A 13,034-nucleotide genomic window follows, 5' to 3' on the forward strand; every position below is an offset into this window, starting at 1 on the left:
CAGGAGACTCCCATGAAACGCGTTCTGCTTGCCGCGCTCGCCGGCCTCTGCATGAATTCCGCGATAGCGGCGAAAGACTTCGTCGTGGCCCACGTCTACGACAAGACCGGCCCGCTGGAGGCCTATGCCAAACAGACCCAGAACGGCCTGATGCTGGGGCTGGAATACGCGACGCAAGGCACCATGACGGTGGCCGGGCGCAAGATCCGCGTGATCGAAAAGGACAACCAGGGCAAGCCCGACGTGGCGCGCGCGCAGCTGGCCTCGGCCTATGCCGACGACAACGCCGACATCGCCGTAGGCCCCACCTCTTCCGGCGTCGCGCTGGCCATGCTGCCCATCGCCGAGGAGTACGAGAAGATCCTGCTGGTCGAGCCCGCCGTGGCCGATTCGATCACCGGCGACAAGTGGAACAAGTACATCTTCCGCACCGGCCGCAATTCGTCCCAGGACGCCATCGCCAACGCGGTCGCCTTCGACCAGGCCGGCACCTCGATCGCCATGCTGGCGCAGGACTATGCCTTCGGCCGCGACGGCGTCAAGGCCTTCAAGGGCGCCTTGAAGAACGCCAAGATCGTGCACGAGGAATACCTGCCCGCCAACGCCACCGACTTCACCGCCGGCGCGCAGCGCCTGTTCGACGCGCTGAAGGACAAGCCGGGCCGCAAGATCATCTTCATCCTGTGGGCGGGCGCGGGCAATCCGTTCAAGATCGCCGACCTGGATCCCAAGCGCTTCGGCATCGAGATCGCCACGGGCGGCAATACGCTGGCCGCCATGACGCCGCTGAAATCGCTGGCCGGCATGGAAGGCGCCACCTACTACTACTACGGCATCCCCAAGAATCCGATCAATGACTGGCTGGTGGCCGAGCACCAGAAGCGCTATGGCCAGCCGCCGGACTTCTTCACCGCGGGCGGCATGGCCTCGGGCATCGCGATCGCCACGGCGCTGGCGAAGACCAACGGCAACTCCGATACCGACACGCTGATCAAGGCCATGGAAGGTATGAGCTTCGAGACGCCCAAGGGCAAGATGACCTTCCGCCCCGAGGACCACCAGGCCATGCAATCCATGTACCACTTCCGCATCAAGAACGATCCGTCGGTGCCATGGGCCGTGCAGGACCTGGTCAAGGAAATCACGCCGGACCAGATGTCGGTGCCGATCCAGAACAAACGCTGAACCGCTACCCGTCCATGCTGGAAACCCAATCGCTCACGATCCGTTTCGGCGGACACGTGGCGGTCAATGAAGTCAGCTGCAGCTATGCGCCTGGCACCCTGACCGCCATTGTCGGCCCGAACGGCGCGGGCAAGACCACCTACTTCAACCTGATCTCCGGCCAGCTGCGCGCCAGCGCGGGCACGGTGCGCCTGAACGGGCGCGACCTGACCGCGCTGGCCGCGCCCGCACGCATGCATGCGGGGCTGGGCCGGGCCTTCCAGCTGACCCAGCTGTTTCCGCGCCTGAGCGTGCATGAGAACGTGCGCCTGGCCCTGCAATCGCGCCAGCAAGGCATGGGCTGGCGCCAGATCCGTTTCTGGCGCACCTGGAGCGACGACCGCGCCCTGATCGAACGCGCCGACGCGCTGCTGGAACGCACCCGCCTGTCCGCCCGCCGCGACCAGTCCGCCGCCGACCTGCCGCATGGCGACCAACGCAAGCTGGAGATCGCCATGCTGATCGCGCTGGAACCGCAGGTCTTCATGTTCGACGAACCCACGGCCGGCATGAGCGTGGACGACGTGCCCGTCGTGCTGGAGCTGATCCGCGAGATCAAGAACGATCCGACCAAGACGATCCTGCTGGTGGAACACAAGATGGACGTGGTGCGCGAACTGGCGGACCGCATCGTGGTGCTGCATAACGGTCAGCTGATGGCCGACGGCGATCCGGCGACGGTGATCGCCTCGCCCATCGTGCAGCAAGCCTATCTGGGCGTCAGCCCGACGGAGAAAGCGGCATGACGCAAGCGCTGCTGGAACTGAAGGACGTGCACACGCACATCGGCGCGTACCACATCCTGCACGGCGTCGATCTGGCCGTGCCGCCCGCCGCCGTGACCATGCTGCTGGGCCGCAACGGCGCCGGCAAGACCACCACCCTGCGCACGATCATGGGATTGTGGCGCGCCTCGCAAGGCCAGGTGCGCTTCGACGGCGCGCCCGTTGGCGGCCCCGGCACGCGCACCTCGCCGCCCGACATGGCGCGCATGGGCATGGCCTACGTGCCGGAGAACATGGGCATCTTCGCCGACCTGTCCGTGAAGGAGAACATCCTGCTGGCCGCGCGCCAGGCCAGGAACGCCAGCCAGCTGGACACGGTACGCCTGGAATGGATCTTCGGCTTCTTCCCTGCGCTGAAGAAATTCTGGCTGCATCCGGCCGGCAAGCTGTCGGGCGGACAGAAGCAGATGCTGGCGGTGGCGCGCGCCATCATCGAGCCGCGCCGGCTGCTGCTGGTGGACGAGCCGAGCAAGGGCCTCGCGCCCGCCATCATTCAGAACATGATCGACGCCTTCATCGAACTGAAGCAGGCGTCGACCACCATCCTGCTGGTCGAGCAGAACTTCAACTTCGCGCGCCTCGTGGGCGACCGCGTCGCCGTGATGGACAACGGCCGAGTCGTCCACGCGGGCGGCATGGCCGAGCTGGCCGCTGACGCCGAACTACAGACGCGCCTGCTGGGCCTGTCGCTGGGAAGCCACCAATGAGCACGCTGGAAATCGACACCCCGTTGCCGCGCGTGCGCGCGGACCTGCGCCCCGTCCTGCTGGTGCTGGCCCTGGCCGCGCTGGCCCTGCCGCTGGTGGGCTCGTTCTCCACCTGGGTCACGCTGACCCTGGCGGGGCTGGCCATGGGCATGATCATCTTCATCGTGGCTTCGGGCATGACGCTGGTGTTCGGCCTGATGGACGTGCTGAATTTCGGCCACGGCCTGTTCATCGCCATCGGCGCCTACATGGCGGCGACGGTGCTGGGTTCCATGGCCGACTGGACGCAATCCGGCAGCCTGTGGATCAACCTGGGCGCGGTGCTGCCAGCCATGATCGTCGGCATGCTGGTGGCGGGCGCCGTGGGCCTGGCATTCGAGCGCGTGATCGTGCGGCCCGTCTATGGGCAACACCTGAAGCAGATCCTCATCACCATGGGCGGCATGATCATCGGCGAAGAGATCATCAAGATGCTGTGGGGACCGCAGACGATTTCCCTGCCGCTGCCCGAGGCGCTGCGCGGCGCCTTCCTGCTGGGCGATGCCGCCATCGAAAAATTCCGCATCGTTGCGTTGCTGACGGGGCTGCTGGTGCTGGGCGCCATGCTGTGGCTGCTCAACCGCACCAAGCTGGGCCTGTTGATCCGCGCTGGCGTGGAGGACCGCGAAATGGTGGAGAGCCTGGGCTACCGCATCCGCCATCTGTTCGTCGGCGTGTTCGTGGCCGGCTCGATGCTGGCGGGACTGGGCGGCGTGCTGTGGGGCATGTACCAGCAATCGGTCGTGCCGCAGCTGGGTGCTCAGGTCAACGTGCTGATCTTCATCGTCATCATGATCGGCGGCCTGGGCTCCACCGTGGGCTGCCTGATCGGCGCGCTGCTGGTCGGCCTGATGGCGAACTACACCGGCTTCCTGCTGCCCAAGGCCGCCCTGTTCTCGAACATCGCGCTGATGGTCGCCATCTTGCTGTGGCGTCCCCAAGGCGTGTATCCGGTCACGAATCGCTAGGAACCGCCGACATGTCCGTACGCCTGCTTTCCGGCGACCCTCCGCGCAGCACGCTGCTGGCCCTGGCGCTGATCGCCATCGTGGTCCTGCTGGCCGCCGCGCCCTTCCTCTTTCCCGGACCCAAGTCGCTGGCGGTGGCCGCCAAGATCCTGGTGTTCATCATCCTGGTCGCCAGCTATGACCTGCTGCTGGGCTATACCGGCATCGTCAGCTTCGCCCACACCATGTTCTTCGGCATAGGCGCCTATGGCGTGGCGATCGCCAGCATGCGCATGGAGCCGGGCTGGATCGCGGTGTTCGCGGGCCTGGCCGGCGGCCTGGTGGTATCGCTGGCCTTCGCCCTGCTGATCGGCCTGGCCAGCCTGCGCGTGCGCGCCATCTTCTACGCCATGATCACGCTGGCGGTCGCGGCGGCGTTCCAGACCCTGGTGTCGCAGCTGTCGGACCTGACGGGCGGCGAGGACGGCCTGAACTTCAAGGTTCCGCAGATGCTGCGCCCGGCCTTCCGCCCTTTTACGGAGCCGCTGTTCGGCATGACGGTGGACGGCCGCATCATCACCTACTACCTGATCGCCGCTGTCTGCGTCGTGCTGTTCCTGCTGCTGCTGCGCATCGTGAACTCGCCCTTTGGCCGAGTGCTGCAAGCCATCCGCGAGAACCCGTTCCGCGCCGAGGCCATCGGCTACCGCACCGTGCTGTACCGCAGCCTGTCCAACCTGCTGGCCGCGGCCTTCGCCACGCTGGCCGGCGCCATGTACGCGCTATGGCTGCGCTACAACGGCCCGGACACCTCGCTGTCGTTCGAGATCATGCTCAATATCCTGCTGATGCTGGTGATCGGCGGCATGGGAACGATGTACGGCGCCGTGGTGGGCGCGAGCCTGTTCGTGTTTGCGCAAAGCTATCTGCAGGACGGCCTGCACGTGATCCACGACGCCGTGTCCGGCGTGGCGCCGCTGGCGCTGCTGTTTGAACCTGACCGCTGGCTGCTGTGGCTGGGCATCCTGTTCGTGGTGTCGGTGTATTACTTTCCCACTGGGATCGCGGGGCGGCTGCGGGAGCTGGCCGGGCGGCGCTAGTCCCGCGGATTCCGTCCGGATATCGCGGTCCGGTTCCCCTTGCCTGCGGCGGGGCCGGACAAACGCGGCGCGGCATCGTACTCGCGCTTGGCAGTCCGGCCGCGCCCTATTTCACGCGGTTGCGCACGTCATCCAAGGTGCGCTTCACATCATCCAGGCGCCGCTGCAGGTCTTCGATCTTGCGGTTGCTCGAATCCGCATTGCTGCTGAGCTGCGATACGTTGCGCGACAGCTTTTCCACCTCGTTCTTCTGGCTGTCCGCGTTGCGCGCCAGCTTGTCCAGGTCGCTGCGCTGGCCATCGCTACTGCGGCCACCGTCGCCTTGCTTGCGCTCCAGCGCAGAGAGCTTCTGCGCCTGCTCTTCCAGCTTGCGGCTGAGCTCCTCATTCCGGCGTCTCAACTCCGCCAAGGCGTCAGCCTGTTCGCTAAGCTGGCGGGTCATCTTGTCGACCTCCGGACCGGAGCGCACCCTGCCGTCACTGCCCACGACGAGCACGCTATCGGAGAACGGCCGTTGAACGGTCATGTCCTTCAACGGCACGCTGTTGAGGTCCGCCCGCGCCGCTGGCGCGGACGCGGCTGCCAACACCGAGACACAACCGCAAGCGACCAGGAACTTGCCCACAGATCCGCGCATGTTTCACTCTCCAACCAACGAAATCCCGAGCACGCGACATGCGTGCTCGCGAGAGTTGTAACAGGCGCATCAAGGGTGTGGAACTCGCCGGGCAGGAATAGTTGCTACGCCGGGTTTCAAGGCGAATGGCGAATGACTTTTCCGATCAGCGCACCGGTTGGCGGAGCGTATCGGCATTGCGCAGCAATCCATCCACCCGCCGCTGCATATCGTCGACCTGGCGTTGCGCTCCCCCGGTTCCATCCAGGCGCGCACCGGCCGGTGCTGGCGACAACTTGGGCATGGCCGGAAACGGAAGATCGGCTGAATTCGTGTTCAGCGGCATCCTGCCAGAGGGTACGGCATGACCGTCCGGCGCCCGGCCCAACAACCGCTCCAGCGCTTGCAGCTGCAATCGCTGCTCATCGATGGCGCGCTCTTGCTTCGCAAGCGCCAATTCATCCTGGTCTTCGGTTCCGAAGATAAAGGCGCGATTCCGTGATCCTGCCGCAGCCTGCACGCGCGGCTCGGGCCCCGCCGTCAGGACGTCGCGGCTGCGCGTTTCGGCCCCTCCAGTAGCGGCATCTGCGGACCGCGCGACCGGTTGAGCCCAGGCTGGTAACGCGAGCAGGCCCAAGCAGCACGCGACTCCCATCAGCCCGAATCCCGGAAGACGTTTCCCCATGTCCTATGCCTTTTTCCCTGAGAAAGCGGGATTGCAGTCGCCTTTGCAGACGCTTTGAACGAAAAAAAACGGCAAGGGTTTTTATCCCTTGCCGTCTTATATCAGAACGGCACGCCGTTCCGATGTACTGCTTTACTTAGATGATACGTGCGGCTTCAACCAGACGCACCACGCGCCACGACTTCGAGCGCGAGATGGGACGGCCTTCAGCGATTTCAACCGTATCGCCTTCGTTGTACTGGTTCGATTCATCGTGCGCCTTGTACTTCGCGGAACGCATGATGATCTTGCCGAAGATGGGGTGCTTGACGCGGCGCTCAACGAGCACGACGACAGTCTTGTCCATCTTGTTGCTGACGACCTTGCCAACCAGCGTGCGCTGGCGCTTGGCCACTTGGGTGTTTTGAGTTTCGCTCATCTTTATTTCCCTGCCTTCTCGGTCAGCAAGGTACGAACGCGCGCGATGTCGCGACGCACGTTGCGCAGCTGGCTGGTGTTGGCCAGTTGCTGCGTGGCCTTCTGCATACGCAGACCGAATTGTGCCTTCAGCAGGCTTTCGAGCTCTTTGCCGAGCTCGGCGGCATCTTTCGAACGGAGTTCGCTAGCTTTCATGTTAGTACTCCTTAAGCACCGATATGACGCGCGACGAACGTGGTCGAAATCGGCAGCTTGGCAGCGGCCAGGCGGAAAGCTTCACGCGCGAGCTCTTCGCTAACCCCTTCCATTTCGTAGAGCACCTTGCCGGGCTGAATTTCAGCGACCCAGTACTCCGGGTTGCCCTTACCGTTACCCATACGGACTTCGGCAGGCTTCTGCGAGATGGGCTTATCCGGGAAAATGCGGATCCAGATGCGGCCGCCACGCTTGATGTGACGATTGATGGCACGACGAGCAGCTTCGATCTGGCGAGCGGTCAGACGGCCACGGCCGGTGGCCTTCAGACCGAATTCGCCGAACGACACGTGGGTACCACGGGTCGCCAGACCGGTGTTGCGGCCCTTCTGCTCTTTGCGATACTTTCTGCGAGAGGGTTGCAGCATGGTTATTCTCCTTCAGGCGCCGGAGCAGCGTCCGCCTTGCGGGGACCACCACGACCACGACCACCCGGACGACCGGTGCGAGCACCGTCCGGACGATCACCACGCGGAGCGCGGCGCGGACGACGTTCTTCTTCGCGCGGGGCAGCGGTTTCCGGCGGCAATTCGCCGTTGGCCAGCATGTCGCCCTTGTAGACCCAGACCTTGATGCCGATCACGCCATAAGTCGTGTGGGCTTCGGAGGTGCCGTAGTCGATGTTGGCCTTCAGGGTGTGCAGCGGCACACGGCCTTCGCGATACCACTCGGTGCGAGCAATTTCGATACCGTTCAGACGGCCCGAGCTCATGATCTTGATGCCTTGGGCACCCAGACGCATGGCGTTCTGCATCGCGCGCTTCATGGCGCGGCGGAACATGATGCGCTTCTCGAGCTGTTGCGAGATCGAGTCAGCGATCAGTTGAGCATCGGTTTCCGGCTTGCGGATTTCTTCGATGTTGACGTGCACGGGCACGCCCATCAGGCGCTGCAGATCAGCCTTCAGGCTTTCGATGTCTTCGCCGCGCTTGCCGATCACCACGCCCGGACGAGCCGAGTAGACGGTGATGCGGGCATTCTTGGCGGGACGCTCGATGATCACGCGACCAACGGAGGCGCTCTTGAGCTTCTTCTTCAGGTACTCGCGAACGCGAATGTCTTCGGCCAGCATCGTGCCGAAGGCCTTGTCGTCGGCGAACCAACGCGAGGACCAATTACGGGTGACCGCGAGACGGAACCCAGTGGGGTGAATTTTCTGACCCATCGTGACTCCTTAAGCTCCGACCTTGACCGTGATGTGGCAGGTCTGCTTCTCGATACGGTTGCCGCGGCCCTTGGCGCGAGCGGAGAAGCGCTTCATCGACTGAGCCTTGTCCACGAAGATCGTGGTGACTTTCAGTTCGTCGATGTCGGCGCCGTCGTTGTGCTCGGCGTTGGCGATGGCGGACTCGACAGCCTTCTTCAGGATGGCGGCCGCCTTCTTCGGCGAGAAGGTGAGGATGTTCAGCGCTTGCGAGACGGACTTGCCGCGGATCAGGTCCGCAACCAGTCGGGTCTTTTGAGCGGAGATGTGAACCCCACGGATAATGGCAGTAGTTTCCATCGCTTACCTCTTCGCCTTCTTGTCCGCGGCGTGACCCTTGAACGTACGGGTCAGCGCGAACTCGCCCAGCTTGTGACCGACCATGTTCTCGTTGATGTAAACGGGAACGTGCTGCTTGCCGTTGTGCACAGCGATCGTCAGACCGATGAACTCGGGCAGGATCGTGGAGCGACGCGACCAGGTCTTGATCGGCTTCTTGTCTTTGCCCGCGACGGCCGTGTCCACCTTTTTGATCAGGTGAGCATCGACAAACGGGCCTTTCTTGATCGAACGTGACATAGTGTTCGCCTCTTACTTGCGCTTGCGCCGTTGGACGATCATATTGTTCGTCCGCTTGTTGCGACGGGTCTTGAAACCCTTCGCCGGAGTGCCCCACGGGCTGACCGGTTCGCGTGCTTCACCGGTACGGCCTTCGCCGCCACCGTGCGGGTGATCCACCGGGTTCATGGCAACGCCACGAACCGTCGGGCGGACACCGCGCCAACGCATTGCACCGGCCTTGCCGATTTGGCGCAGGCTGTGTTCTTCGTTACCGACTTCACCGATGGTGGCGCGGCATTCGATGTGCACACGGCGGACTTCACCCGAGCGCAGACGCACCTGAGCGTAGACGCCTTCGCGAGCCAGCAGGACGGCGGAAGCGCCGGCCGAACGGACCATCTGGGCGCCCTTGCCGGGCAGCATTTCAACGCAGTGAATCGTCGAACCCACCGGGATGCTACGGATCGGCAGCGTGTTGCCAGCGCGGATCGGGGCTTCAGCGCCCGACAGCAGCGTAGCGCCAACTTCCAGACCGCGCGGAGCGATGATGTAGCGACGTTCGCCGTCGGCGTAGCACAGCAGAGCGATGTGCGCCGTACGGTTGGGGTCATATTCCAGGCGTTCAACCTTTGCCGGGATGCCGTCCTTGTCGCGACGGAAGTCGACGACACGGTAGTGCTGCTTGTGACCGCCGCCACGGTGGCGGATCGTGATGTGACCGTTGTTGTTACGGCCCGAACCACGGGTCTTCTTTTCCAGCAGCGGCGCGTAGGGCTCACCCTTGTGCAGGTTCGGGCTGACAACCTTCACCATGCCACGGCGGCCAGCCGAAGTCGGCTTAACTTTTACGAGGGCCATTTACTTCACCTCCGCAAAGTCGATTTCCTGGCCGTCCTTGAGCGACACGTAAGCCTTGCGCTCATTGCGACGACGGCCAACGAATCGGCCAAAGCGCTTGACTTTGCCCTTACGGTTGAGGACCTGCACGGACTCGACCTGCACCTTGAAGAGCAGTTCGACGGCAGCCTTGATTTCCGGCTTGGTAGCGTCAGCCACGACACGGAAAGCGACTTGCTGATTCTTCTCGGCAACGAAGGTGGCCTTTTCGGTCACGATCGGGGCCAGAATGACTTGCATCAAGCGTTCAGCGTTCATCCCAGCATCTCCTCGAGTTGAGCGATGGCCGGCTTGGTGATCAGCACTTTCTTGTAGTGGACCAGCGACAACGGATCGGCATAACGGGGCTCGACAACAGCAACGTGCGGCAGGTTGCGGGTGGCGAGGTAAACATTTTCATCAACGCTGTCGGTGATGATCAGGACCGAGTCCAGGCCCAGGCTCTTCAGCTTTGCAGCGGCAGCCTTGGTCTTGGGCGATTCCAGATCGAACGATTCGACGACGGCGATGCGGTCTTCGCGAGCGAGCTGCGACAGGATCGAACGGATCCCGGCGCGGTACATCTTCTTGTTGACCTTCTGGCTGAAGTTCTCTTCCGGCGAGTTCGGGAAAATCCGACCACCGCCACGCCACAGCGGCGACGAAGTCATACCAGCGCGAGCGCGGCCGGTACCCTTCTGGCGCCAGGGCTTCTTGGTCGAGTGCTTGACTTCAGTGCGATCCTTCTGAGCGCGGTTACCCGAACGGGCGTTGGCTTGGAAAGCCACCACGATCTGATGAATCAGCGCTTCGTTGAAGTCACGGCCGAAGATGGTGTCGGGTGCGCTGAACGTAGCAGCGGCCTGACCTTGGTCGTTCAGGAGCTTGAGATCCATTTACTTATGCTCCCTTCTTGGCCGGGGCCTTGATGGCCGGGCGCACGACGATATCGGCGCCAGCGTGGCCGGGGACAGCGCCCTTGACCAGCAGCAGGCCGCGCTCAACGTCAACGCGAACGACGTCGAGGTTTTGAACGGTGCGGGTGACATCACCCAGGTGACCGGCCATGCGCTTACCCGGGAAAATGCGGCCCGGATCTTGAGCTTGACCAATCGAGCCCGGGACGCGGTGCGAACGGGAGTTACCGTGCGACGCGCGTTGCGAACCGAAGTTGTGACGCTTGATGGTACCGGCGAAGCCTTTACCAATGGTGGTGCCCGTGACGTCGACCTGTTGGCCGGCTTCGAACACCGATTCCACGGCGATCACGGAACCGGCAGCAAATTCAGCGGCGCGGGCGGGATCAAGGCGGAATTCTTTGAGGATGCTACCGGCTTCAGCGCCGGCTTTGGCGTAGTGGCCCGTTTGCGGCTGAGCCACACGCGAGGCACGACGAGTGCCATAAGCCACTTGGATCGCGGCGTAGCCGTCGGTTTCCAGCGACTTAACTTGGGTCACGCGGTTGTTCGACACGTCCAGCACGGTTACCGGGATGGATTCACCTTCCTCGGTAAAAATGCGGGTCATGCCGACCTTGCGACCCACCAGCCCCAGCCGGTGAGCGGCGGGCGTGGGTGTCGAATTCGACATCGTTTTCTCCATTCCCGACTGCGATTGGTCGGGGCTAATCAGGCAAAAGGTAACGGCCTTTGCCCTACGACTATGTTCAACCTGGTACGAATTCCGGCGGGGTCCGCCTTCCTTTTTCCCATAGTTGCTCTTGCCACAAAATGGCAAGCTTGGCATATTAGCACGTTTTTTTCAGTCGGCACAAGTACTTAGCGCAGTTTGGCCTTGCCGCAGCGGGCTATTTCGCCACAAGCTGGACCTCGGCGAAGGAATACGCCCGCCCTGTCAGGCCTGGCGCTAGCAGTGAGCACCTGCTAACCAGATGAACCTGGCCGCCCTGCCCTTCGGCTTGAAGGGCTGCGCCAGATCGGCGCCCCAAACAAAATGGCCGCACTCCCGAGGAATGCGGCCATTTTTTTCGTGCCTGCCGGCGAAGGTAGCAGGCCCGATATACGCTTTACTGCAGCGCGATTTCGACGTCGACGCCAGCCGGCAGGTCCAGACGCATCAGGGCGTCAACGGTCTTGTCGGTGGGATCAACGATGTCCATCAGACGCTGGTGCGTGCGGATTTCGAACTGGTCGCGCGAGGTCTTGTTGACGTGCGGCGAACGCAGGACGTCATAGCGACGGATACGCGTGGGCAGCGGCACCGGACCGCGGACAACAGCGCCGGTACGCTTGGCGGTATCGACGATTTCAGCGGCCGACTGATCGATCAGCTTGTAATCGAAGGCTTTCAAGCGGATACGGATCTTTTGGTTTTTCATGGCGTTTCCTAAAGAACGAGAGGCGAGGGCGACGAGGCCGCCCCCGCTGGTTGTGTGCTGCTTAAGGTGATCCGAATTACTTCAGGATCTTGGCGACGACGCCGGCGCCGACGGTACGACCGCCTTCACGGATGGCGAAACGCAGACCTTCTTCCATGGCGATGGGGGCCAGCAGCTTGACCGTCATGGCCACGTTGTCGCCCGGCAGAACCATTTCCTTGTCGGCCGGCAGTTCGATCGTGCCCGTCACGTCGGTCGTGCGGAAGTAGAACTGGGGACGATAGCCTTGGAAGAACGGGGTATGACGGCCGCCTTCTTCCTTGGACAGGATGTACACCTCGGACGTGAAGTCCGTGTGCGGGGTGATCGAGCCCGGCTTGGCCAGAACTTGGCCGCGCTGGACGTCTTCACGCTTGGTGCCGCGCAGCAGGATGCCCACGTTGTCGCCGGCTTGACCTTGGTCCAGCAGCTTGCGGAACATTTCCACGCCCGTGCAGGTCGTCTTCACCGTCGGAACGATACCGACGATTTCGATTTCTTCGCCGACCTTGATCACGCCGCGTTCGATACGGCCGGTCACCACGGTGCCGCGACCCGAGATCGAGAACACGTCTTCAACCGGCATCAGGAACGTGCCGTCCACGGCGCGCTCGGGCGTCGGGATGTACGAATCCAGCGCAGCGGCCAGAGCCATGATGGCTTGTTCGCCCAGTTCGCCCTTGTCGCCTTCCAGCGCCAGCTTGGCCGAACCCTTCACGATCGGGGTGTCGTCGCCCGGGAAGTCGTACTTCGACAGCAGTTCGCGAACTTCCATTTCCACCAGCTCGAGCAGCTCGGCGTCGTCAACCATGTCAGCCTTGTTCAGGAAGACGATGATGTACGGCACGCCAACCTGGCGCGACAGCAGGATGTGTTCGCGGGTCTGCGGCATCGGGCCGTCAGCGGCCGACACCACCAGGATCGCGCCGTCCATTTGCGCCGCGCCCGTGATCATGTTCTTCACGTAGTCAGCGTGGCCCGGGCAGTCAACGTGCGCGTAGTGACGCGCTTCCGTTTCGTACTCGACGTGGGCCGTGTTGATCGTGATGCCGCGAGCCTTTTCTTCAGGAGTCGCATCGATCTGGTCGTAGCCCTTGGCTTCGCCGCCGAACTTGTTCGACAGAACGGTCGTGATGGCCGCCGTCAGGGTGGTCTTGCCGTGGTCAACGTGGCCGATGGTGCCGACGTTCACGTGCGGCTTGGTGCGTTCAAACTTGCCTTTTGCCATGATCTCTATCCTT

General features: G+C 63.1%; 19 protein-coding genes. 5 read left to right on the forward strand and 14 right to left on the reverse strand.

Going from position 1 to position 13,034, the window contains the following annotated elements; all coding sequences use genetic code 11:
* Positions 1-12 precede the first annotated feature (12 nt).
* The 5 genes from HWY37_RS20405 to HWY37_RS20425 are packed head-to-tail and all read left to right on the forward strand — an operon-like array spanning position 13 to position 4,802.
* Positions 13-1,185: a substrate-binding domain-containing protein gene (locus HWY37_RS20405; protein ID WP_175205431.1), complete on the forward strand. Its 1,173-nt coding sequence runs from the start codon at positions 13-15 to the stop codon at positions 1,183-1,185.
* A gap of 14 nt (positions 1,186-1,199) precedes the next feature.
* A complete protein-coding gene (locus tag HWY37_RS20410; RefSeq protein ID WP_176089723.1) occupies positions 1,200-1,970 on the forward strand; it encodes an ABC transporter ATP-binding protein in 771 nt (256 codons plus the stop codon).
* The gene (locus tag HWY37_RS20415) at positions 1,967-2,716 is read left to right on the forward strand and encodes an ABC transporter ATP-binding protein (protein WP_176089724.1); all 750 of its coding nucleotides are present in this window, start codon (positions 1,967-1,969) and stop codon (positions 2,714-2,716) included. Before HWY37_RS20410 ends, HWY37_RS20415 begins: the two co-directional genes overlap by 4 nt.
* Positions 2,713-3,723, forward strand: coding sequence for a branched-chain amino acid ABC transporter permease (locus HWY37_RS20420; protein ID WP_175205428.1), 1,011 nt, complete (start codon positions 2,713-2,715; stop codon positions 3,721-3,723). The genes HWY37_RS20415 and HWY37_RS20420 overlap by 4 nt, the downstream gene beginning before the upstream one ends.
* 11 nt (positions 3,724-3,734) lie before the next feature.
* A complete protein-coding gene (locus tag HWY37_RS20425; RefSeq protein ID WP_176089725.1) occupies positions 3,735-4,802 on the forward strand; it encodes a branched-chain amino acid ABC transporter permease in 1,068 nt (355 codons plus the stop codon).
* Between the two features lie 106 nt (positions 4,803-4,908).
* Here HWY37_RS20425 and HWY37_RS20430 read toward each other — a convergent pair whose 3' ends face one another.
* From HWY37_RS20430 to tuf, 14 genes are all read right to left on the reverse strand, one after another.
* Complete coding sequence (locus tag HWY37_RS20430; RefSeq protein ID WP_176089726.1) at positions 4,909-5,439, reverse strand: hypothetical protein; 531 nt, start codon at positions 5,437-5,439, stop codon at positions 4,909-4,911.
* Between the two features lie 145 nt (positions 5,440-5,584).
* Positions 5,585-6,103 (reverse strand): hypothetical protein, encoded by a 519-nt coding sequence (locus HWY37_RS20435; RefSeq protein WP_176089727.1) that lies wholly within the window; start codon positions 6,101-6,103, stop codon positions 5,585-5,587.
* A gap of 136 nt (positions 6,104-6,239) precedes the next feature.
* Positions 6,240-6,521, reverse strand: coding sequence for a 30S ribosomal protein S17 (rpsQ, locus tag HWY37_RS20440; RefSeq protein ID WP_006216549.1), 282 nt, complete (start codon positions 6,519-6,521; stop codon positions 6,240-6,242).
* Between the two features lie 2 nt (positions 6,522-6,523).
* Positions 6,524-6,715, reverse strand: a complete 192-nt coding sequence (gene rpmC, locus HWY37_RS20445; protein ID WP_003806912.1) for a 50S ribosomal protein L29 — start codon at positions 6,713-6,715, stop codon at positions 6,524-6,526.
* A gap of 11 nt (positions 6,716-6,726) precedes the next feature.
* Positions 6,727-7,143: a 50S ribosomal protein L16 gene (gene rplP / locus HWY37_RS20450; RefSeq protein WP_006389610.1), complete on the reverse strand. Its 417-nt coding sequence runs from the start codon at positions 7,141-7,143 to the stop codon at positions 6,727-6,729.
* 2 nt (positions 7,144-7,145) lie between these two features.
* On the reverse strand, positions 7,146-7,940 hold the full coding sequence (gene rpsC, locus HWY37_RS20455; protein ID WP_006216553.1) for a 30S ribosomal protein S3: 795 nt from the start codon (positions 7,938-7,940) through the stop codon (positions 7,146-7,148).
* 9 nt (positions 7,941-7,949) lie between these two features.
* Positions 7,950-8,279, reverse strand: a complete 330-nt coding sequence (gene rplV / locus HWY37_RS20460; RefSeq protein ID WP_043541551.1) for a 50S ribosomal protein L22 — start codon at positions 8,277-8,279, stop codon at positions 7,950-7,952.
* 3 nt (positions 8,280-8,282) lie between these two features.
* Positions 8,283-8,558: a 30S ribosomal protein S19 gene (gene rpsS, locus HWY37_RS20465; protein WP_006216555.1), complete on the reverse strand. Its 276-nt coding sequence runs from the start codon at positions 8,556-8,558 to the stop codon at positions 8,283-8,285.
* Between the two features lie 12 nt (positions 8,559-8,570).
* On the reverse strand, positions 8,571-9,398 hold the full coding sequence (gene rplB / locus HWY37_RS20470) for a 50S ribosomal protein L2 (RefSeq protein WP_175205423.1): 828 nt from the start codon (positions 9,396-9,398) through the stop codon (positions 8,571-8,573).
* Positions 9,399-9,695 (reverse strand): 50S ribosomal protein L23, encoded by a 297-nt coding sequence (gene rplW / locus HWY37_RS20475; protein ID WP_006216557.1) that lies wholly within the window; start codon positions 9,693-9,695, stop codon positions 9,399-9,401.
* Positions 9,692-10,312, reverse strand: a complete 621-nt coding sequence (rplD, locus tag HWY37_RS20480) for a 50S ribosomal protein L4 (protein WP_042795904.1) — start codon at positions 10,310-10,312, stop codon at positions 9,692-9,694. The genes rplW and rplD overlap by 4 nt, the downstream gene beginning before the upstream one ends.
* A gap of 4 nt (positions 10,313-10,316) precedes the next feature.
* Positions 10,317-11,006: a 50S ribosomal protein L3 gene (gene rplC / locus HWY37_RS20485; RefSeq protein WP_008168945.1), complete on the reverse strand. Its 690-nt coding sequence runs from the start codon at positions 11,004-11,006 to the stop codon at positions 10,317-10,319.
* A gap of 436 nt (positions 11,007-11,442) precedes the next feature.
* On the reverse strand, positions 11,443-11,754 hold the full coding sequence (rpsJ, locus tag HWY37_RS20490) for a 30S ribosomal protein S10 (protein WP_003806903.1): 312 nt from the start codon (positions 11,752-11,754) through the stop codon (positions 11,443-11,445).
* A gap of 76 nt (positions 11,755-11,830) precedes the next feature.
* Positions 11,831-13,021, reverse strand: a complete 1,191-nt coding sequence (gene tuf, locus HWY37_RS20495) for an elongation factor Tu (RefSeq protein WP_175205412.1) — start codon at positions 13,019-13,021, stop codon at positions 11,831-11,833.
* Between the last annotated feature and the right edge of the window lie 13 nt (positions 13,022-13,034).

The sequence above is a fragment of the Achromobacter anxifer genome, from assembly GCF_903652925.1.
Classification (GTDB): domain Bacteria; phylum Pseudomonadota; class Gammaproteobacteria; order Burkholderiales; family Burkholderiaceae_B; genus Achromobacter; species Achromobacter anxifer.